Raw genomic sequence first — 20,139 nt, forward strand, 5'->3', positions numbered from 1 at the left:
ACTCTACTATGAAAATCTTTTAGCATAAATCTATGGTAGTTCCTTAACTGCGTGTCCGTTTTATTGACAGAAGACCAAAATGCTCCCATTTGGGGAGAATTCTTGAAATAACGGATCATAATTCCCTTTAACTTGCAGAAATCTCGACTTTTCGGAAATAGGGGATCATAGTTCCCACTCGCGCAGCAAATGTAAATATATTTGATAATTCTCATCATCGAAGCAAACGAACTGAATTCTTTTAAAAGAAGATTAGTACCCAACCATAATCAACCTGTTTAATATAACACAAAATCGTTATTGCCGTCCTCTCTTCACTCTCCGAATGAATCGTCTATCAATATAGTAAGCAGTAAGCAACGCAGCTAAACTAAGCAAAACGGGTAAACCGAAAGCTTCATAGGAAAACTGGTTTCCTTCGAATTTTAGATTAGTCGCACGATATTCCAAGCGCTTAGCGCCATATTTTGCGGTGAGAACATCCTCCTGCTTCGCTAAATCTTCAAGTGGAGCATCAAACATGAATCTATCAATTGAACCTTTGTGAATGAACTCAGGCACCACTTTGCTGCCCCTTGCATTCCACTGCTTGACTTCTCCTGCAGCTAGAGATTCAGCGTCTACCCCCGGAACGAACAATCGATCTAGCTTCGGCGCTTTCGACATTTGATATCGGGTGACAAGGTTAAGGTAATACTTTGTAACGATAGGCTGCTTGGCGTCTGATATGGTGTATACCATTGTTGTTCCGGAAGCGGCATAAGTATCAAAAATGGTTGTAAGTGCTCCGTCATCCATCCCGTTATACAATAATACCCCTGATCTTTTTTTGTTCCATTGGAATGCTTGGTTAAACGTAAATATCCATTCGGTTCGATCCAAATAATAAGGCTCTATCTTCGGATTCTTGACGAAAGGATAGAACGAGTAGTTCATCTCTTTCGCTATTTTCTCCGCCATAGGTTCGCCTAATTGCTGGGAGATCACATAGAGAACGGCATCGATTCCTGAAGTAAGAGCCGCTGAAGCGACGATGTTCCCGTCCGCGACATAACGCACATCCCTTCTCCATTTGGTTTCGGGATATTTATCGACTTCATGATAATCAAAACTTTTCCAGTCCGTAGTTGCTTCTTTCCCTTTCAATAAAGCTGTATCAGCCAGATTCAGCGCTCCAGCGCAAATGCTTAACAACTTCGTATCGGCATGTTTTTGTATCCATTCGCGGACAGGTCTATACTTTGCTTCGTCAACCATCGGCATAGCCGGTATCACAATAAGGTCGGGACTTTTTCCTAATAATCGATCCAGTTCATCAAAAGAATAGTGAGGCATCAGATCCAAACCGCCAGTGAGTGTTTTCATGTTTTTGTCCGGGGCAACGGCATATACGTTATAAGACTCCGTCATCGCAAAGATTTCATACGGAACCATAAAATCAAACACTTCCGTCGTCGGATTGGATAAAAGGACAGCTACCGTAGGCTTTTTCGGATTATGTTCAGGCACGCTCACACTTTGTAATGCAGGCATTGATGTTTGCCGAGCAGGATACCAATATCCCTGTTTGGAACGAATATACTCAAACGCACCGATCCCTCCGAAAATAATAACGAACGTCATGACATAAACCACTATACGTAATATGAACTTCATCTTTAATTCTCCTCTGACCAAATTTTTGAATATTTGCGTTATGAGATCATTATAGAAGAGAAGTTGATATTGGAACGCGCAAACAATGACCGTAATCCCGCAAATTTTTGCGGACTACGCGCAAATTACGTATGCCCCATTCCTGAAATACAAAAAGATCTCTCAGCTAACGCTAAGAGATCTCCATATTGCCCCGACTCAAACCAACTTTAGTCCCCTCGCGGATAGAGCAATATACAGCATCTATTAATTCAGCAAGCTGTATACCTTCTTCCAATCCGCTTAAAGGAGGTGTTCCCATGTCTAAATAAGATCCATCAAACCTAAGCAACCACGCATCAAGCGAAGTTACAGTATCCAGAACATGCGCGTACTCCTGCCAGCCTAGGTCACTCTCTGCGTTAAGGCAATAATGTACGCCTCCTGTTAAACCGCCGGCCTTCATTGCACCGTTCACTCCGTACAGTTCAATCGATTGAGGCGATTTAGGGGAAACGTAACCCGTTTCCGCGATTGCGATAGCCCCATTCTCGTACTGCATGATACAAACAGCATTATCTTCAGCCGTACCGCCTGTATAATGGGTCGCAACGGCAGTTACGCTCTTCGGCTGCCCGAGCAGCCATTGCGTCAAATAGAGTGTATGAACGCCAAGATCCGTAAATACACCGTATGCGCCCGACGTAAAATGTGACGGCAGCATGCCATTGCTGGCTGCGCCATGCGCATTTCGGATGCGCAAACTGGTGATCTCGCCTAGCTTACCGCTGTCTAGGATATCTTTTACACCACGCCCAAGGGTTCTATGCTTGAGTGACATATCAATGCCGAGTACAAGGTCAGAAGTACGCACAGCACGCTCGATCCTTACGGCCTCATCCACGCTCACCGCCATATACATATCCGCGAGCACATGTTTCCCCGCCTCAAGAGCGGCAATGACCATCGAAGCCATTTTTTCCGGCGGTAGTGAAAGAATGACACCATCGATGATCGGGTCTTTTAGAATATCGGCAAGTTCCGACGCTGCCTTCACTCCTGTTGCTTTACCAACAGCTGCAGCCCGGCTAACCTTCACGTCCCACACAGTCACCAGCTGAGCGTCCGAATGAGCATGCAAATCTTCGGCAAATTTTTCTACATGAATGGAATTCCAACAACCGAGGATCGCTATATGTTTCATGACGAGCTTTCCTTTCCCCTAGGCTATCCAACACTTATTGCGATTATGGCAAGCAGTCCCGTCATCATACCGGCCACTCCGAATTTCGACACGCGTTCTTTGAACAAAATAAAGGAGAGCAACGACACGAAAACAATCATACTTCCGTTCACAATCGGAAATAGCAAGACGCCTGACATTTTACCCGATAAAAAAGCAATGATGGCATTGGCTCCGCCCGTTGTCACTGCTACTCCTAGCGTATAGGGCCAGGATGTCGTAGCCAGATTGACGAAAGACTCCTTTTGCGGACGGAAGATCAGCATACCTAACGCAGCAGCTATACTAGCCGCAGCAAAGGATACTGTCATATATTCGATTACTTCGCCGCCACCAAGCTGACTCTGATGGAACTTGGAACATACGGATAAAGCTCCATTCAATATAAAGGCTAATAAACAGTATAAGTACCAAACCGGCCTCGGCTTTTGGCGAAATCCTTTGCCAAGGATGCTGATGCAATAGAAAGAGATCAGAAAAAGCCCAATTCCAATGACTTTCCATACACCTAGCGACTCATGCCATAGCAGCACGCTCACCACAACTGGAAGCAGCATACTGGAAGAGAAATAAAACGTCGAATACGATAGCGGTCCAGTATCCATCGCGCTTGAATAGACGAACATCGTTATGACGAATATGACGCCAAAGCATGTACCCATGATCAGTGTCACCGGACTAAAATGATGATGGCCTGAAAGAACAGCATACCCGGCAAATCCGGCTGCAATGAACAAAGAATAACTGGCATGGAAGGCCAAATTGTCGCCGTGGCCGCCACGAGCATGCCCTCTAAACAACTTAAGAATAAGCGATTGACCTACAAGCAGCGCTGCAGCAATCGCAGTTAACATGCCATACACGGTTTATCTCTCCCTTTTGATAGCCTCCCCGCTGCTACTCTCCCCACGTAAACATCGGGAACAGTCGTTCCATTTCCTCTTGATTCGGCTTTCTGCTGTATCTGGCCATTTCGAATGGCTCCGCATACACTACTTTGTTGGCACGCTCTGCGCCATAATATTTCTCAAGAACCGGCTGCATCTCTTGGGATACATGGAAGAATGGCTCCCAGCCCCGTAAGAGGAAGTTTCTTTTATCCGCCCACAGCTCCGGAACCTCTTCCGTAAATTTGCCCTGCCATGGACTAAACTCGTAAAATTGCGTAGCGTGCGCATCGCAGCCCAGCAGCTTTTGCTCCAGCACCGGCTCAAAATCAATAACAATGCTAGGCGTATAATAAGGACGCATGGAATAATCGGGCATCAGAAGGAAAATAGGCGACTTCTCCAAACAAGGCACTTCCGGAACGTAGTTAGGCGTGAGCGCAATGAAGGAAGCGGCATCGCTTACCAATTTGCCCGCATACCGATTATCGGCATGACGGCCGCCTTCGGGATGGAACGTAATGACAATATCCGCCTTCCATTCACGAATCAGTCGAATCACTTTTTTACGTGTTTCAACATTAGGCTCCAGCTCGCCGTCAGGAATATCAAGCACTTCATACTCGATGACGCCTAGACGCTTTGCGGCCTCATCAGCCTCTTTTTTCCGGCGCTGAACCAGTTCCTCCCCCATTTGGCTAAAATGTCCCGCACTGCCGTTCGTTAAGGATACAAATTTCACTTTATGCCCCATCAAAGCATACAAAGCAGCCGTACCCCCTGCATAAATATCCGGCTCATCCGGATGCGCTCCAATGACAATAACGCGGATTTCTTTATTCACAGTAAATCTTCTCCTTCTGCCCATGAAATGTACTAATTGGTTATTTGTTCTGATTAATTACAGCTTCAAATCCGATAAAACGGCTCTCAAGTGCTTTTGCGACGAAGAAAGACGCTCTTCTTTTTGCAAATTATAATGGATGGCTTCATACACCTTCGGTTCCATCATCTTGCCTGCGAGTACCTGCAGTTCCGTCTGGCGGGCCAATCGAACCAGCTCCGTTACTTCGGCCATGGATAAATCAGGATGCGCCTGTCTCCATGCTTCCACATAAATGTCAACGTGCATGAAGCCCTTATGGTCTTCAATCTGAATATGCAAATCGGGATCATGCGGAGCAATCGCTTGAAATATTTCCTTATAGTTCACGATCCCCTCACCGGATGGCTTCACTTGGCGAACTAAGCCGTTATCGGAGAAGAATAAGATGCAATCCTTGGCATGCATTTGATGAATATAAGGAGCGGCCCGCCTGGCAACAGCTACCGGTTCTTCCGCGCGAGACACCACATTCGCCGTATCGAGCGCTACGCCCAGCACATCATCGCCAACCTCTTCTACCATTCTGATAATCTCGTATGACGTAATTTCTTCATGGGTTTCCAGATTAATCCGGGTACCCGTATCACGAAGTGTCGGAGCTATTTTTTGGATAAAACGCGTTGTCGCCTGGAGCTGTTCCTCCCAAGTCACATCGGTTCTAAATCGATCGTAGACATGGTAGCCGCTGTGCTTGCCTTTCCAGCCAGCCGTTACGCCAATGAGCTCTTTGGCGCCGATGGATGCGGCTGCATGAATCATTTTCTCCACAGCCAGCTTATAATCTCCGCCCCCCAGCTGCCACACTTCAGGCGTTTCATTCGTGTTAAACGGATTCACGCGGCCGATGCCGAAATCGATGTACAGCCCAAGTTCATCTGCACATTGTTTGGCTGCTCTCATCTCGCCCAAATCCAGCGTTTCGGAGATGGCCATCGGATTTTTATAATAAACACCGTCGTAACCGTCTCGCTTCGCTTTTTCCAATGCTTTATCAACTGGTAAATTTTCATCGTTGTACCCATGATGCATCTCAATGCCGATTTTCATGAAGATCTTACCGCCTTTATTCAAATTAAGCTCTTCCAGCCCTTTTCATTGGGGAATGCGTTTTCTGTAATCCGTTGGCGTTAAACCCGTATAGGACTTGAAGATAGAAACGAAATACTTGTATTCCTTATAGCCGATCTTTTCGGCAATCTCAAAAACACGGTCGGAAGAGTGCGAAAGCAGGAATTTCGCTTGCTCGATACGAAGTTCGTTCACATATTCCGTAAAATTCTTCCCTGCATTTTGCTTAAACATCAAGCTGAAATAATTAGGTGTAATTTGCAGGCTCAAGGCAACGTCCGACGCTTTAATATCGCAATAGTGATGCTCGATAACATATTTCTTAGTCTGTTCGATAATCCAATGATTCTTCTTGCCGTTCAACGAGACAGCCAATTGCGAAAGACTCCCGAAATCTTCACGGATCAACCTCTCTATCGCTTCAAAAGAATTGCACGTATGCAAATCGACCGAAGACAAATCCAGTGCCGATGCGGCAACCCCCTCTTTGAGGTCGTCATTCGGCCATTTATGATAAATCAGCATGCGCAGCTGCTCATAGGCTTGCAGAACTTCCTTGAGCATATAACCTTCTGTTCTAAAATGGGCCAACCACAGCCCGAACGTAACGTCAGCTTCCTGCTGATTTCCTTGAATTAACGCTTCGCTTAATTGTTTTTCCAAATTTTGCGGTAGACGGTGTATGACAGTCTCTCGCCGTTTAACGCTATCCTCCGCACGGAATATACGCCTTTCTGGTGCTAACGGTCTGAACTGCAAGACGTTAATAGCTTCCAAGCACGCATGACGCGCGAGATCTACGGTTGGAAAGGAGGACGAAACGCCAAGATAGATGGACTCCGGTCCGGTCCACGAGTGGATGACTTCCTTCGCCATATTCATGAACACCAAGCTGTCAGGGCTTACAGGCCCAATACAAAAGGTCAGAAGCAAGTTACGATGGGCAAAATAAGAGACTGACTGAACACCGCATGCCTCGAAAGCTCCCTCTATTTGCTCACGCCACCGCTGCTGGAAAGAATCCCGGGCCGCTTCGGTCGAGTTGTCCAGCCATTGCACATATCGGTCCATCTGACTTGCCACCATATGAAGCGAATAAGGTTCCGAAGCATCATGAAGCAGCGCTGCTGCACCTGCCGCATAAACAGCCTCACTCTGCATCAGGCTGCTTAACCACTTCACGCCTTCCTCACGCACGCGCAGCCGTTCTTGTTCCCGCTCCTGATGCGTTTGTTCGAAAATATTCGCAACTAGCTGCATTAATTCATCCACATCCACAGGCTTCAATAAGAAGTCCTCGACACCGAGCCGTATGGCATTGCGGGCATACTCGAATTCATCGTATCCGCTGATAATAATGACTTTAATATTGTGTTTAAGCCGTTTTAACTCGCGGGTAAGGGCAATTCCGTCCATCTCCGGCATACAGATATCGGTAAGAACTAAGTCGACTTCGTTATTCGCGATGAATTCAAGCGCTTCCTGACCGTCATAAGCCTCTCCGACCACTTCCACACCGATGTTCGCCCAAGGTACGGTGGATTGCAGCCCCTGACAAATGATCGGTTCATCGTCTACAATCAGCATTTTTATGCTCATCGCTCACCCTCCTTAGCGCTAGGGGCATTCGAATCGCTCATGGCCGGCATCAGCGGCATCTTGAGACGAACACAGCTTCCTTCATCTACCTCAACGATTTCCAAACCGTAATTTTTACCGGATACGATCACGATGCGTTCGTGAATATTGCTTAGCGCATGTCCAAGCCATTCTTCACGAGCCGATCCATGTTCGAGCGCATCTTGGATGCTGGCCCTTTGCTGAGCATTGAAGCCTTTGCCATTATCGAGTACGTCAATCCATACTTCCTGATCACAACGATAAGCCCGTACTTGAATGCGTCCGCCCGTGCGAACATGAAACCCATGTTTAATGCTGTTTTCAACTAGCGGTTGAATGATTTTATTCAGAATCGGTACTTCTTCTAATTGCGATTCCATGAAAATAGAGTAAACCAGCTTCTGGCCGAGACGTTTGTGCTGCAGTTCCAGATATGCTTTTACAAAGACCAATTCATCGCGAATCGTTGTCCATCTTTTATCCCTCGACAAGCTTGTCCGGAAAAATCGCGACAAAGTTTCAATCAGCTGACTCGTCTCCGAAGCCTTCTCCATCCTTGCCGTCCAGCGAATCATATCCAATGTGTTATAGAGGAAATGCGGGTCGATCTGCCGCATCAGCATGTTTAAATCGGATTCACGCTGCCTGATTTCCAACTTATATTTGTAATCGATCAGTTCTTTGATCGTCACGACCATGCGGTTGAAGCGGTGTCCCAATTCCCCGATCTCATCATGCCACCGAACGACCACGTGCGCTTCGAAGTCCCCTTTGGACAGCCTTGCCGTTTGCTTCGTTATGGCCAAAATGGGGCGAATAATGGCCACAAAGAAGCCGATCAGAGCAAGAATGCCGAGAAATACGATCGTAATCAGCAGCGTTCTTACCGATGATTTCAGCGCATTGGTCTGCTCGGTAATGGTCTCTTGAGGAACCATGGCCACCAATTTCCAGCCATTAATTTGCATATCGCGATGAATAACCGCATAGGTGGTGCCGTTATGGCGATAAGTCAAAGCTTGTTCCTTGGTATTGTTCAGCAGTTGCAGCAGCTGCGAATCGGGATACGATTGACCGATTAACGATACATTATTGTGCAGCAGGACACTGCCATCCGCTTTCAAGATGAATGCTGAATCGGGCTTCGACGGAATGACTGATGTCATTAATCCGGTAAATTCCGCTTCATCCAGTCTGACCGTGATGCGGCCGATCGGTTTCGTTAATTCTTCGTATGAATTAATCTCCCGCAGCATCGAAATCACACGCTTCGGACCGCTCCATCCGCTAATGATCGGATAAGAATCTGTCCAGACGGGTGCTCCCTTCTCCGCAGAAGCAAGCCGGTTCCAGGACGTCTCAACACCCTCGACGGGTTCTCCGATTTGCAGCCCATTGCCGTTATACCCCTGAATGGAAATCGATTTAATATACCGTTTCGATATGAGCTGAAAGGTCACGAATCCTTCTACCTGCTGCTTATATTCATAATATTTTTCCATATTTACAGGTATAAAAGGCGTTGTCATGAATAGCCGGAATTCATCTTTATAGATCATATAATCCGACATATCTTGAATCGCTTTGATCTTATCGGATAAATTGAGTTCAATCGCTCGTAAATTATTTTCCGTCGTCGTCGTAAATTGATTGCGAAGAATCTGATCATAGCGGAGTAACACCATGTTGCTGACGAATAATGTCGGAAAAGTGACCAATAAGACGAAAATAATGGATGCCTTCCATTTCAGGCTCATTCTTTTCAAGCTGATTTTCATGATGCGAATCCTCTTTTCGGTCTTTTCCTACATTATAATCGAAATCAACCTGAAACCTTTTGCGATATATCAACCTTTTACTGCGCCAACCGTCATCCCTTGCACCAACTGCTTCTCCAGCGCCAGATAGACCGTAAGAATTGGAAGCAGCGCCATCCCGAGCGCAGCCATTTGCAGCGTGTAGCTCGTCGTTTCCTTGCTGGCAAAGTTCGATAATCCAAGCGGCAGCGTCTTTAAAGCAGAGTCGTTAATCAGCACAAGCGCAAATAAATACTCATTCCAGTTATATATAAAATTTAGAATAACGACTGTCGCTAGCGCCGGTCTTGTCATCGGCAGAATGATCGACCAGAAGATGCGGTAGACACCGCTGCCGTCCATAATAGCCGACTCTTCAATATCTTTCGGATACGATTTCATAAAGCCGACCAGAATGTACACGGTGAGCGATAAATGAAAAGCCACATAAGCGAGGACGAGCGATAAATGCGTATTCAGCAGGCCGATTTTATTCATCGTAATAAATGTCGGAATAATCGTTGCGTGAATCGGTATGACCATGCCAAGCAGAAAAATGCCGCTAACCAGCTTTTGCCCTCTGAAATTAAATCGTGATAAGAAATAGGAGGCTAAAGCCCCCAACAATACCGTTGCAACGACAGCCACCGCCGTGACGAAGATACTGTTCCAAAAATAGACACCAAGCTTAGCCACTTTCCATGCTTCCATATAGTTGCTGAGGAACCAAGCTTTCGGCCAAGTCAGCGGATGCTTTGAGTAATCCTGCTCGCTTTTGAATGAGTTCATTAACATCCACAAGATAGGCATGATATTAAAAACGCCGATGATACTTAAAAATGCATAGATAAGAGACTTTTTCCAAACTGGAGCTTTTCCCATACTTGGCCTCCGCTTTTCCTGTTAGTTATCCTTGTTAGTAAATTTGTTGGCCACATAGATGACAATCAAGCTGAATGCCAATATAAAGATGGAAACCGCGCTGCCGTAACCGAATCGCAATGACGTAAATGAATTATTGTACATATAAATCGTCATAACCTCTGTGTTATGCGCAGGCCCTCCCGCCGTCATGACATAAATGAGATCGAATACCCGGAAACTGTTGCTGATCGAGAATATGACCGTCACCCAGAGCGTGTCTCTAATCATTGGCAGAGTAACGAAGAGCACTCGCTTTAACCCTGTAGCGCCATCCATTTCCGCAGCCTCAATGACTTCGTTTGAAACACCCTGCAAGGCCGATAAGAAAATAACCATGAAAAATCCGCAATTTTGCCAAATGTAAGTGATACATAGGGACACCATCGCCCAATGGGGATCACCCAGCCAATTATGCTGCCAGGCGTCTAAGCCAACGGCACTCAAAATTCCATTAATAAATCCATATTCTGTGTTATACAGCATTCCCCATGTGAGGGATACGATAACAGATGAGATAACGACTGGGAAAAAACCAAAGGTCCTGAATATCTTGATGCCTTTCAATGGTCGGTTGAGCAGCAGGGCCAGTAACAAACCAAGCGGGATTTGAAAGATAAGGCTGGCTCCCATCATGATGATGTTGTTCTTAACTGCGCTCCAAAAAACGTTGTCTTTGACAATTTCAATGAAATTATCCAAACCGACGAAAACCGCTGGGGAGAACCCGTCCCAATTGAGAAATGAGTAGTAGAATGAGATGGCTATGGGCAGAACGGCAATGCCGAGATAGATGACAAGGGAGGGCAGTATGCCTAGGAATATCGCCAATCTTACTCTTTTTAATGTATGCAATTTGTTTCTCCTCCCGCTTTCGTTACGCTTGCAGCGATTCGACTATTTCTTTAATTTGTTTTGCACCGATTGAATTTCCTCAGCGATTTGCGCGGACGTCTTTTGCTTCGTCAAAATAGCTTGCAGCCCGTTTTGCAAAGATTCATTCACCGAAGTTGCGAGCGTTTGGTCGATAATCGTAGTCGTTCCTTTGCTATTGAGCTCAACCATTTCCTTCATATAGTTGTTAGCACTTGAAGCGAGATCCATTTTAGCTGGTACAATAATGCCTTTGGCATTCAGGTCCTTATACAAGTCATTGCTGTAGAAAAATTTCAAAAATTTATAAGCAGCTGCTTTCTTGTCTTTATCTTTCTCAAGATCCGCGTTCAGCGCCAATCCGAATTGGTAGTTGCCTGAAGAAGTTTGTGGATTGCCCTTGCCGCCTTCAACTTGCGGGAATAATGCAATGCCGATATTCGATCCGTTATCGTTTGTTTGTCTATATTTCGCATCGATCGTAGATGTCGTCATGCTCATAGCAGCTTTGCCTTGCAGGAAGTAGTTTTGCTCCTGAACAGTATCAATTGTGTTGATATCTTGGTTAAACGCACCGAGATTGGTCAACTCTTCAATGATCCCGAGCGATTTTACAAAGTCTGAATCTGTAAATTTCGCTTCTCCGGCAGCCGCCTTTTCCAGATATCCGGTTCCAGCGATACGGTCCGTAATAATGGACATGAAAGAGGATTGCAACGGCCATCTGTCTTTGTTGCCGACAACAATTGGCGTAATGTTAGCCGCTTTCAACTTTTTCACCATATTCACAAATTCCGTGTAAGTCTTAGGGAACTCTTTATAACCGACTTGTGCGAGCAGCTCTTTGTTGTAATAAATAACATCGGCATACGTCAGCTTGGCCGGAACCGCATAATGCTTACCATTGATGCTGTAAGCTTCCAGAGCTTCTTTCGGGAGAATGTCTTTCCAGTTATCAAGGATTTCATCGATGGGCATTAACAGACCCGCTTCCACGTAAGGCCTCAATGCTGCTCTCGGCTGGAAAACAGCCATGTCGGGAAGGGTACGTCCTGTAGCTTGGGTTTGCAGTTTGGTCGGGTATTGGTTGGAAGGAACCTCTTCCACTTCAATCGTAATATTTTTGTTTTCATCCTGGAATTGTTTGATTCTTGCTTTAAAGATTTCATTATCTACATTCGGGTTCGTCCAGTTGTGCATCATTTTCAGCGTAACTGGCTTCTGTGCATTTGTCGTTGCACTAACGTTCCCGTCCGGCTTTCCACAGCCAGTTAACGATACAGCAACTGCTGCAGTTAACGTAAGCATGGTCATTGTTTTAAGAATCCCTGGTTTAGCTTTGCCTCTAGCTCTCAACATCTTACAATCAACACTCCCTGTTGTGGTTTTCTACATGTTTACCATTAGCTCTCTCATGTATGTACTCATTATAAAATCTATCTGAAAGCGTTCACATACCTGAAAACTACAATATCATCCCACAAATCTATGCTTAGGGGAAATCTAATGCACTTTTGAGTCTTCACTAAAAAATAAAAAGCCGCGATTCACGCGGCGCTATTTATTGCTATTCAAATGTTGCAATATTTCACTTAATGGCATCCCATCTTCGGGTATGAACTGCCTCCAGTAATTAATCGAGTCCTGCAATTTCTTCCTAATATCAACGTTCATCTCGCTAGTTCCGGAGAAAATCTCTAGAGTAAGATAAATTTCGTTGCATTTAGGAGGCAGCCCCTCTTCATCAGGAGTTTGATACGATTTTGCAAGTGCCCTTAACACTGGTTCCCCAAAAATTAAACCGTTTCGGTTGCACGCCTTCGTAAAAGGCTGATGAGATGAGGATGTGCCAGTTGTTTGTTGCAAATGCACGATTGGCGAATAACAGCCAAGCTCTTCAAGCCAACGATACGTGTCACCATCCGATTCAGCCGCGAACAGATACGGATAACGATCTATTTCTTGCAAGATCTGCTCCATCATACGGGTCGCTTCGTCTTTTGATTTATGTAGCATTTGATTAAATAGATCATAAGCGGATTTAGGGCCTAACCAAAAAGAATTCAGGTCCCCTTCTATTCGAAAACGGTTCAGCAATTCCTTCATGCTTGGCATATCCGGGCGAAGAAACTTGCGCTGGCCGCTTTGATGTCCGGTATCCAGTGTTAAATAAAACGGAGCTTGTGAGACGCCGAACACTTCCTTCAGCAGTCGTTTGGACCCTGCGATCGTCCAAGGAATTTGATGCGGCGTATACATTTGCTCGACACCAGGGGTGCGAATACCTTTGTCTCGGCAATAGGCTGCAATATCTGCAAGTCGGACATATAAATCTTGTTCCCTTTCGCGGTAAATCGCTTGGTTCTGTAAGACATAATCAGAAAAGGCGTGGCAATAAAAACCGATTCCAGCCCCTATACTTGCCGCAATGTCGGCCAATGGTTTAATCCAATCATTTTGAATACGCTCGCGGACAGCAATGTCATGGTGAGCCAATCCTAATGTGGCATAGGTCCCATGTCCGGAATATAGATTCGCTACTTTTACCCCCGTATTCTCACTCGCGGTTTTCACTTCCTGAACCCAACTCTGCATGTATGCTTTCCCCATATAAAGAGGATCGCATTCATTATCGGCGCTAGCCTCAACGAAATAAACACCCATGGAACGGAGTACATTCATCCATTCTGCCGGACGCGTCCATCTCTTGGAAAAGACACAATTATCTACAGCCAAAAAAATTTTAGGATCTATCATACGATTTCTCCCTTCTTTTCCGTTCATCCTTATTGGTTATTGTGCAGAACTGAACTTGCGGGATGTAACTCGGTATGTTGTAGGTGACATCCCTTTCTTAGCTGTAAACTGTTTGATAAAGTAAGTGTCATACTCGAATCCAGTGGAACGTGCAATTTCATTAAGGCTCATATCGGTATGAGTCAATAGGTTGCACGCAACCTTCAAGCGATGAGTAAGCAAGTAACCAAATGCTGTGTTTCCGCATCTCTCCTGAAACCATTTATTCAGAGACACGCGGTTCACATGAGTACAATTCGTCAAATCGTTTAATGAGATCTTTTGCGGATAATTCGTGTGTATGTAATCTAATACTTTATCGACGGGTGAATGTTCACTATTCTGATTTAATTCCTCCAACAAACCGAAGATTTGTATGAGATACTTTTTAATTCTGCAAGCCCAGAGTGCATCACTTTGCGCATGGACTTCCGTGCCAAGAACGAAAAACCATTCAAACAATAGAGGGTATGCTTTCTCGGTTACACGAGGTACCCCGGTATTCAAATGATCCCTTTGAAAAAGGGAAAGTCCTGTTTGAATGCTGGGTGCTGCGGGAAAATAATCCTTCGGTTCGGTAAGCGTAACGGTGTTAAGAAATTCAGGATGAAAACGAAAGGATTGAGCAGATACATTCCTCTTTTCAACTACTTGCACATAATCGCCTTCAGCCAAACAAAGAACACCGGGAGCGCTAATGGATATAGGACGTTCATTCAACATCCCATGAATACTTCCTGTCGTAATAAAAATCAGCGTATACCGTTCAGGGTAAGGAAGAGTACTGAAATCCTCCACTGCGACAAATTCGATGTTCACCGTTCGTTGTTTGTGTCGGTCCACTTGCGGCATTTTTACTCACCTATCAAATCGTATAGTCAGTTGCTTCACTTATACCAGTGTAGCATACAAGTACAAAGGTTATTATTAAATTGTGAATCAAATTATTAAAAGATTTGGGGGAGGAAATCATTATGGCTGTTGAACGTTTTCAAATCCAGATATCCGATGAAGTGCTTGACGATTTACAATACAGACTGAATCAAGTCCGCTGGCCGGATCAAGTAGAAGACGCCGCTTGGGAACAAGGCACTGAGTTACGTTATTTGCAGTCGCTCGTTACCTATTGGCGTGACCATTTTGATTGGCGTGTTCAAGAAGCGAAACTAAACCGCTTTTCTCAATTTCGCAGTAATATTGATGGGATAGACGTTCACTTCGTGCATGAGCGCGGTAAAGGACCTAATCCGTTGCCCATCATCCTTACCCACGGATGGCCGGACAGTTACCTGCGGTACCAGAAAATTATCCCGTATCTTACGGATCCCGCTGCATACGGTAGCGACCCAGAGGATGCTTTTGATGTCATCGTTCCTTCGCTGCCAGGCTTTGGATTCTCTAGCCGTCCTAATCATCGTGGTATCAACAATTTTCAAGTCTCCGAGATGTGGGCTAAACTAATGACTCAAGAACTTGGTTATACCAAATTCGCTGCTGCAGGCGGGGATATGGGCTCCGGTGTTACCAGATATCTTGCGGCGAACCATCCTGAACTGCTTATCGGAATCCATTTAACTGATATCGGGATCATTAGAGATCTCGTGAATGCACAAGATCAGGCAGGGCTCTCAGAAGCAGAACTGCAATATAAGAAAAAGGCTCAGGAATGGCTTGCCCTTGAAGGTGGCTATATATCCATCCAATCAACACGACCCCAAACTCTTGCTTACGGACTATCCGACTCGCCAGCAGGTCTGGCTGCTTGGTTGATTGACAAATTCCGTGCATGGAGCGATTGTAACGGGGACCTGCGGCAGCGATTCACCGAGGATGAACTGCTCACGCATATTATGATCTATTGGGTTACGAATACAATAGGATCTACAGCACGTATGTATTATGAAAATTCGCGTTCTTTGCCGCCACTTGGCCGTATTGAGGTACCGACAGCTGTCGCTCTTTTCCCGGCAGATATCTTATTGCCGCCCAGGGAATGGGCTGAACGCAATTTGAATATAACTCGCTGGAATGCAATGCCCCGCGGCGGCCATTTTACTGCTCTGGAAGAGCCGGAAGCGCTGGCTATGGACATTCGCGAATTTTATAGACCTTTTAGAGCGATGAAGTAGAAATATACAAAGATGTATGTTTAGAAAAACAAGGAGCCTATCACTATGATACGCTCCTTAAATACTTATGTAGAAAAAAATTAGTTACTTGCCATCATGCACTTGTCAAGCTGTTCAAGTACAAATGGCCAAGCTTGTTCGTGCCGGCTCTTCGATTCCTCATCTGGAAACCCCGCATGCGTCAGACGTAAGCGTGTTCCTGTGTCATGAGATTCAAGTTGAACGGTAACAACCGTTTCAGCTCCCTTGGTTCCCCCATTCCCCGTTACCCAAGTGATTTCGACCAGGCGGTTTTCCTCAAGTCTCAAAAATCGTCCGTAATGCGGATGGCGATTTTCCTCAAATTCGGTGTAAAAGAAAAACGCCGTGTTGATTTCGCCCTGCATGATCACGCTCCCAGGTGCCGCAAACCAGAGGTCGATATGCTTCGTCCATGCCCTGAAAATGACATTGGCCGGTGCATCCATCATGCGCTCAACCGTTAGATTATGCGGTCTTGTTGAGAGGTCAGGTACATTTATGTTATTCACAATAATTTCCTCCATTTTCTTTTAAAGTAAGAAGAATTGAAAACTAATTGCCGGACAGTTGGATGCCACACCAGTCGCTTACATCGCATTGGCCATATTCATTATCGCCCACAGCAATCACCGTGCCGTCCGATTTAAGGCCAATAGTATGAGCGCAACCTGCCGCTACCGCCACTATATCGCACCAACCACTTACATTGCATTGGCCGTGCTTATTCCAACCCACAGCCACCACCGTTCCGTCCGATTTAAGTCCGACGGTATGACTGCTACCTGCCGCTATTGCCACTATATCGCGCCAACTGCTTACATCGTGTTCATGCTTATTCCAACCCACAGCCGCCACCGTTCCGTCCGCTCTAAGCCCGACGGTATGAAGGTACCCCGCAGCTACGTCCACAATATCACGCCAACCGCTTACATTACATTGCCCATACCGATTATTACCCGCGATCGTCACCGTTCCGTCCGATTTAAGCCCGACCGTATGCCAGTCACCCGCGGCTATCGCCACTATATCACGCCAGCCGCCAACATCACATTGGCCTTCATTATTTCGACCCACAGCCGCCACCGTGCCATTCGATGTAAGCCCGACGGTACGACGCCATCCCGCTGCTACCGCCACTATATCGCACCAGTCGTTTACATTGCATTGGCCATGCATATTCCAACCCACGGCCGCCACCGTTCCGTCCGATTTGAGACCGATTGTATGAGCATTCCCCGTATTCGTCGCCATATGTACATTCCCAACCGCAACCGCCACAATATCATACCAACTGCTCACATCACATTGGCCATATTTATTGTCACCTGCAGCCGTCGCTGTTCCGTCCGATTTAAGAGCAACGGTGTGTCGGCGACCCGCCGCTATGGTATCTTTAGGCCACCGTTTCACCTTAAACGCTGTCTCAATCGGCGAATTGTAAGCCATGTTTTACCTCCTTGAAAAGCACATTCCACTTTTTATTTTTACTTCTGGCGATTCTCATTTAATTGTTCCTTCAGTGCTATTTTAAATTTCTTTTTTATCTCAAAGTTTGAGGAGTTATCAAACCACTCGTACTCTGTCCAAAAATTACAATACAAGGATAACTGCATCGATTATTTCTTTATCCACATCATTAAAAATTTCAATTATATTACTCAAAATGACCACCATCCTCATCCATGAGTAGAACAAAGCTGCTTCTACCAGTCTACCCAAGATTCATTTCGAGCTTAATATGAAATCCCATTAATTAGATTTATATTGTTTGCTGCTTCAACAAGAAGCGACAGCCGATTTTTAGCCGATTGCCGTGATGTTGTAATGTTGTGATTGAGCAATAGTTCATCGTTTAATGAACTATTGAATGCCTGATGCGTGAGTATAGTGTTAGATGATGCGTGCCGCTTATACAAAAGGAATACATTAGATTTCTATCTGTAAATATAGCGCAGATTGCCTTTTCATTATTTTTTACACAGTCTGGCTTAATTACTTCATGCCTATGATTGGACAAATAAAATAGCAAAGTTTTTGCCTTTATATTCTTTAAAAAAGCCATTTATATATTCTATCCACTTTTTTCTGGGCTCAATGTTGTCTGGATGTGGCTTAAAACCGTTATTAAAATCTAATATTGGTTTGTATCCATAGTCCCTCTCAGAATGCCAAATACTATCTGGAGTTACTACAGAATATGGTAATACTTCATTTATTAAATCATATCCTTTTTTAATGCCATCAATCCGAAAGCCGTCCCAACGACATTGTTCATTAAACGTGGTAATCCAGTAATATAATCCATTTTCTATTCCATCGTCATTATTATGATTTTTTAGGTGTTCTTCAAAATCAAATAAATTACTAAATCCTTTCCGTTTTGCAATTTCTAAGGTTTCTTTTTCAGAAAAGAATCTTTTGTACGGCTCAACTTCTAACTGGGAATAGTAATTAATTATATGATTTTTTACAAATGTATAAACCGTATTATCATCTAATAACAAATTATCAGGCAAAACAACATAGCATATGCTTTTCACACCTATCACCACCACCAAAATGAGTTTCTATTTCGCGAACTGACATTATTTATTCGCGAAGTAATTGAACTATCCTCCCATTACTTGAATGAACAAAAAAGAGGAGCCGCTCGATGCAGTCTCCTCCGCTATAAATCTCCGTCAGACCAAGCAAGTATTTAGCTTCATTGAGGGTGGTCTTCAGAATGTCTACGAGTGACATTTATTGAACTCCTGATATCCCAACCTTTGCGGAACACTTCAACTACAAAATGGTCGTGAATTACATCATTTTCATTATATTTCCAGGCGCAAGTCCAATTTTCCCTATCCCCTGATTCATTGCAAATTAGTTTTCGAAATTCCCATTGCTGTGTTCCAGTCGGAACTCTCCACACTTTAATCCTCTTAGCTCGGGATGTAGTAACAATAATTCTCATTTCACCATTTCCATCAGGAAGGTACGTCCAATTCCCTTCCGGAACAGGAATAGTTTCTATTTTCATAAATGGAGAAGCTTGCACACTTACAGAGAATAACATGAATAGACAAGTGAGCCACAGCAACTTTCTCAGCATTGTTATCCCTCCTAAAGGTAACATGCCCTACTAATGCCAAATTGATAACCACCTGCATATTCAAACTAATCTGCCCAATAGCGTAACAAAGCTGCGCGCTTGCTAGAGAGATATTACCGTACGTATTGCATATATATGATTACGATTCCAAGATCGGCTAACATATGACTTATAATCGGAATGAGCAACGATCCCGTACGATTGCGAATCCATCCCCATAGTACACCTGCTGCAAAAATAGGAACCGCGGCAACAACGTTAAGCGGCCAACTGAATACCGGTATTATGACGACCAAATGATACGAGGTAAATCAAAAAGAAGCATGAAGTATATTTTTCGCAGAACCAAGGCTTTGTCCGATTTTGTGATATAAGTATTCGCGCCAATAGATTTCTTCTAAAATCGGATTGAGCAGTACCATTACGAGTAGCAAGAGTACGGACTGGTCACCGGAAAAATCCCACTCTCCTAACAAGAATCTCAATCGCTCGATATCGAACAACATGTCGTGCAAATAATAAGCACCAATCAGGAGAGTAATCAGAAAAGAGAGTCCCAAGCTAAGTCCAACTATCATTTGACCGGCGGATGCAGTAAGTCCCCAATCGCCGATCGTTCGGCTCAGCCTACTTTTTCGACATACAAGGTAATCCATAAACGGTATAATACCTATCCAACTGTAAAAGAGCGCAAAAGTAAGTATTACACTGTGTCCAGCATGAAGTCCAAGTGCCACTAACACAGATGGGGCTAGTCCTATTACATAGCGGTTCATATTAATCTCCCTATCCGAGAATTTTGTCAAAAATCAGATAGTGATATCATAACGGGAAGAGATTGTTACATATAGTACTAACATCATGTAGTACCTGTCCGAAGAAAATAAAGTTATAGACTGGATATGTTGATCCTAAGCGGATTTCTGAATTGCTACACCATCAGGCTCCAAATTAAATACCATACAGTTTCCAATAAAAACCAACGACAGTCGTGGACTGGAAAACAATGTCCTAGACTACCGTTGGTTTATTGAGCTATCGTTCCACAGTGTGAATACGGTGTTATGTGAAGTACCTCTTCGAAGGAATTGTATTCAAAATGGTTTATAATTCTGTATAGCATTCTTCATTAAAAGATATTCCCCCTCTTGTAGTTAATTCAAGTGA

17 protein-coding genes and 1 pseudogene are annotated in these 20,139 nt (G+C 44.6%); 1 reads left to right on the plus strand and 17 read right to left on the minus strand.

Going from position 1 to position 20,139, the window contains the following annotated elements:
- Positions 1-297: 297 nt before the first annotated feature.
- The 12 genes from AC3WRW_RS30650 to AC3WRW_RS30705 form a co-directional block, all read right to left on the minus strand.
- On the minus strand, positions 298-1,656 hold the full coding sequence (locus AC3WRW_RS30650) for a DJ-1/PfpI family protein (protein ID WP_492550003.1): 1,359 nt from the start codon (positions 1,654-1,656) through the stop codon (positions 298-300).
- A 172-nt stretch (positions 1,657-1,828) separates the two neighbouring features.
- Positions 1,829-2,839 carry a Gfo/Idh/MocA family protein gene (locus AC3WRW_RS30655; protein WP_492550004.1) on the minus strand — a complete coding sequence of 337 codons (1,011 nt, stop codon included), beginning with the start codon at positions 2,837-2,839 and terminating at the stop codon, positions 1,829-1,831.
- A gap of 23 nt (positions 2,840-2,862) precedes the next feature.
- Positions 2,863-3,741, minus strand: a complete 879-nt coding sequence (locus AC3WRW_RS30660; protein ID WP_492550005.1) for a hypothetical protein — start codon at positions 3,739-3,741, stop codon at positions 2,863-2,865.
- Positions 3,742-3,775: 34 nt separating this feature from the next.
- Positions 3,776-4,609, minus strand: a complete 834-nt coding sequence (locus tag AC3WRW_RS30665; RefSeq protein WP_492550006.1) for a PIG-L deacetylase family protein — start codon at positions 4,607-4,609, stop codon at positions 3,776-3,778.
- Between the two features lie 57 nt (positions 4,610-4,666).
- Positions 4,667-5,698 carry a sugar phosphate isomerase/epimerase family protein gene (locus AC3WRW_RS30670; RefSeq protein ID WP_492550007.1) on the minus strand — a complete coding sequence of 344 codons (1,032 nt, stop codon included), beginning with the start codon at positions 5,696-5,698 and terminating at the stop codon, positions 4,667-4,669.
- Positions 5,699-5,743: 45 nt separating this feature from the next.
- Entirely contained in the window at positions 5,744-7,318 is a 1,575-nt protein-coding gene (locus AC3WRW_RS30675) for a response regulator (protein WP_492550008.1), read from the minus strand.
- Positions 7,315-9,117: a cache domain-containing sensor histidine kinase gene (locus AC3WRW_RS30680; RefSeq protein ID WP_492550009.1), complete on the minus strand. Its 1,803-nt coding sequence runs from the start codon at positions 9,115-9,117 to the stop codon at positions 7,315-7,317. Before AC3WRW_RS30680 ends, AC3WRW_RS30675 begins: the two co-directional genes overlap by 4 nt.
- Before the next feature lie 69 nt (positions 9,118-9,186).
- Positions 9,187-10,017 (minus strand): carbohydrate ABC transporter permease, encoded by an 831-nt coding sequence (locus AC3WRW_RS30685; RefSeq protein ID WP_492550010.1) that lies wholly within the window; start codon positions 10,015-10,017, stop codon positions 9,187-9,189.
- A gap of 21 nt (positions 10,018-10,038) precedes the next feature.
- A complete protein-coding gene (locus AC3WRW_RS30690) occupies positions 10,039-10,911 on the minus strand; it encodes a carbohydrate ABC transporter permease (RefSeq protein WP_492550011.1) in 873 nt (290 codons plus the stop codon).
- Positions 10,912-10,953: 42 nt separating this feature from the next.
- Entirely contained in the window at positions 10,954-12,288 is a 1,335-nt protein-coding gene (locus AC3WRW_RS30695) for an ABC transporter substrate-binding protein (protein WP_492550012.1), read from the minus strand.
- A 198-nt stretch (positions 12,289-12,486) separates the two neighbouring features.
- A complete protein-coding gene (locus AC3WRW_RS30700; RefSeq protein ID WP_492550013.1) occupies positions 12,487-13,713 on the minus strand; it encodes a TIM barrel protein in 1,227 nt (408 codons plus the stop codon).
- A gap of 9 nt (positions 13,714-13,722) precedes the next feature.
- A complete protein-coding gene (locus tag AC3WRW_RS30705; RefSeq protein WP_492550014.1) occupies positions 13,723-14,448 on the minus strand; it encodes a helix-turn-helix domain-containing protein in 726 nt (241 codons plus the stop codon).
- A 251-nt stretch (positions 14,449-14,699) separates the two neighbouring features.
- On the opposite strand from AC3WRW_RS30705, the gene AC3WRW_RS30710 reads away from it, so the two are divergent.
- The gene (locus tag AC3WRW_RS30710; protein WP_492550015.1) at positions 14,700-15,854 is read left to right on the plus strand and encodes an epoxide hydrolase family protein; all 1,155 of its coding nucleotides are present in this window, start codon (positions 14,700-14,702) and stop codon (positions 15,852-15,854) included.
- Positions 15,855-15,934: 80 nt separating this feature from the next.
- Here AC3WRW_RS30710 and AC3WRW_RS30715 read toward each other — a convergent pair whose 3' ends face one another.
- The 5 genes and pseudogenes from AC3WRW_RS30715 to AC3WRW_RS30735 form a co-directional block, all read right to left on the minus strand.
- Positions 15,935-16,387 carry an SRPBCC family protein gene (locus AC3WRW_RS30715; protein ID WP_492550019.1) on the minus strand — a complete coding sequence of 151 codons (453 nt, stop codon included), beginning with the start codon at positions 16,385-16,387 and terminating at the stop codon, positions 15,935-15,937.
- A 40-nt stretch (positions 16,388-16,427) separates the two neighbouring features.
- Positions 16,428-17,321, minus strand: a complete 894-nt coding sequence (locus AC3WRW_RS30720) for an RCC1 domain-containing protein (RefSeq protein ID WP_492550016.1) — start codon at positions 17,319-17,321, stop codon at positions 16,428-16,430.
- A gap of 557 nt (positions 17,322-17,878) precedes the next feature.
- On the minus strand, positions 17,879-18,391 hold the full coding sequence (locus tag AC3WRW_RS30725) for a hypothetical protein (protein WP_492550017.1): 513 nt from the start codon (positions 18,389-18,391) through the stop codon (positions 17,879-17,881).
- A 188-nt stretch (positions 18,392-18,579) separates the two neighbouring features.
- A complete protein-coding gene (locus AC3WRW_RS30730; protein WP_492550018.1) occupies positions 18,580-18,972 on the minus strand; it encodes a hypothetical protein in 393 nt (130 codons plus the stop codon).
- Positions 18,973-19,085: 113 nt separating this feature from the next.
- Positions 19,086-19,748: pseudogene (locus tag AC3WRW_RS30735) on the minus strand (CPBP family intramembrane glutamic endopeptidase).
- Positions 19,749-20,139 lie beyond the last annotated feature (391 nt).

The sequence above is a fragment of the Paenibacillus sp. FW126-R14 genome (assembly GCF_058789495.1).

Excerpts from the sequence above, each read along its gene's own strand:
- AC3WRW_RS30650 (WP_492550003.1), bottom strand. The coding sequence starts at position 1,656 with ATGAAGTTCATATTACGTATAGTGGTTTATGTCATGACGTTCGTTATT.
- AC3WRW_RS30655 (WP_492550004.1), bottom strand. The coding sequence starts at position 2,839 with ATGAAACATATAGCGATCCTCGGTTGTTGGAATTCCATTCATGTAGAA.
- AC3WRW_RS30670 (WP_492550007.1), bottom strand. The coding sequence starts at position 5,698 with ATGAAAATCGGCATTGAGATGCATCATGGGTACAACGATGAAAATTTA.
- AC3WRW_RS30675 (WP_492550008.1), bottom strand. The coding sequence starts at position 7,318 with ATGAGCATAAAAATGCTGATTGTAGACGATGAACCGATCATTTGTCAG.
- AC3WRW_RS30680 (WP_492550009.1), bottom strand. The coding sequence starts at position 9,117 with ATGAAAATCAGCTTGAAAAGAATGAGCCTGAAATGGAAGGCATCCATT.
- AC3WRW_RS30685 (WP_492550010.1), bottom strand. The coding sequence starts at position 10,017 with ATGGGAAAAGCTCCAGTTTGGAAAAAGTCTCTTATCTATGCATTTTTA.
- AC3WRW_RS30695 (WP_492550012.1), bottom strand. The coding sequence starts at position 12,288 with ATGTTGAGAGCTAGAGGCAAAGCTAAACCAGGGATTCTTAAAACAATG.
- AC3WRW_RS30700 (WP_492550013.1), bottom strand. The coding sequence starts at position 13,713 with ATGAACGGAAAAGAAGGGAGAAATCGTATGATAGATCCTAAAATTTTT.
- AC3WRW_RS30705 (WP_492550014.1), bottom strand. The coding sequence starts at position 14,448 with ATGTTGAATGAACGTCCTATATCCATTAGCGCTCCCGGTGTTCTTTGT.
- AC3WRW_RS30710 (WP_492550015.1), top strand. The coding sequence starts at position 14,700 with ATGGCTGTTGAACGTTTTCAAATCCAGATATCCGATGAAGTGCTTGAC.
- AC3WRW_RS30720 (WP_492550016.1), bottom strand. The coding sequence starts at position 17,321 with ATGGCTTACAATTCGCCGATTGAGACAGCGTTTAAGGTGAAACGGTGG.
- AC3WRW_RS30730 (WP_492550018.1), bottom strand. The coding sequence starts at position 18,972 with ATGCTGAGAAAGTTGCTGTGGCTCACTTGTCTATTCATGTTATTCTCT.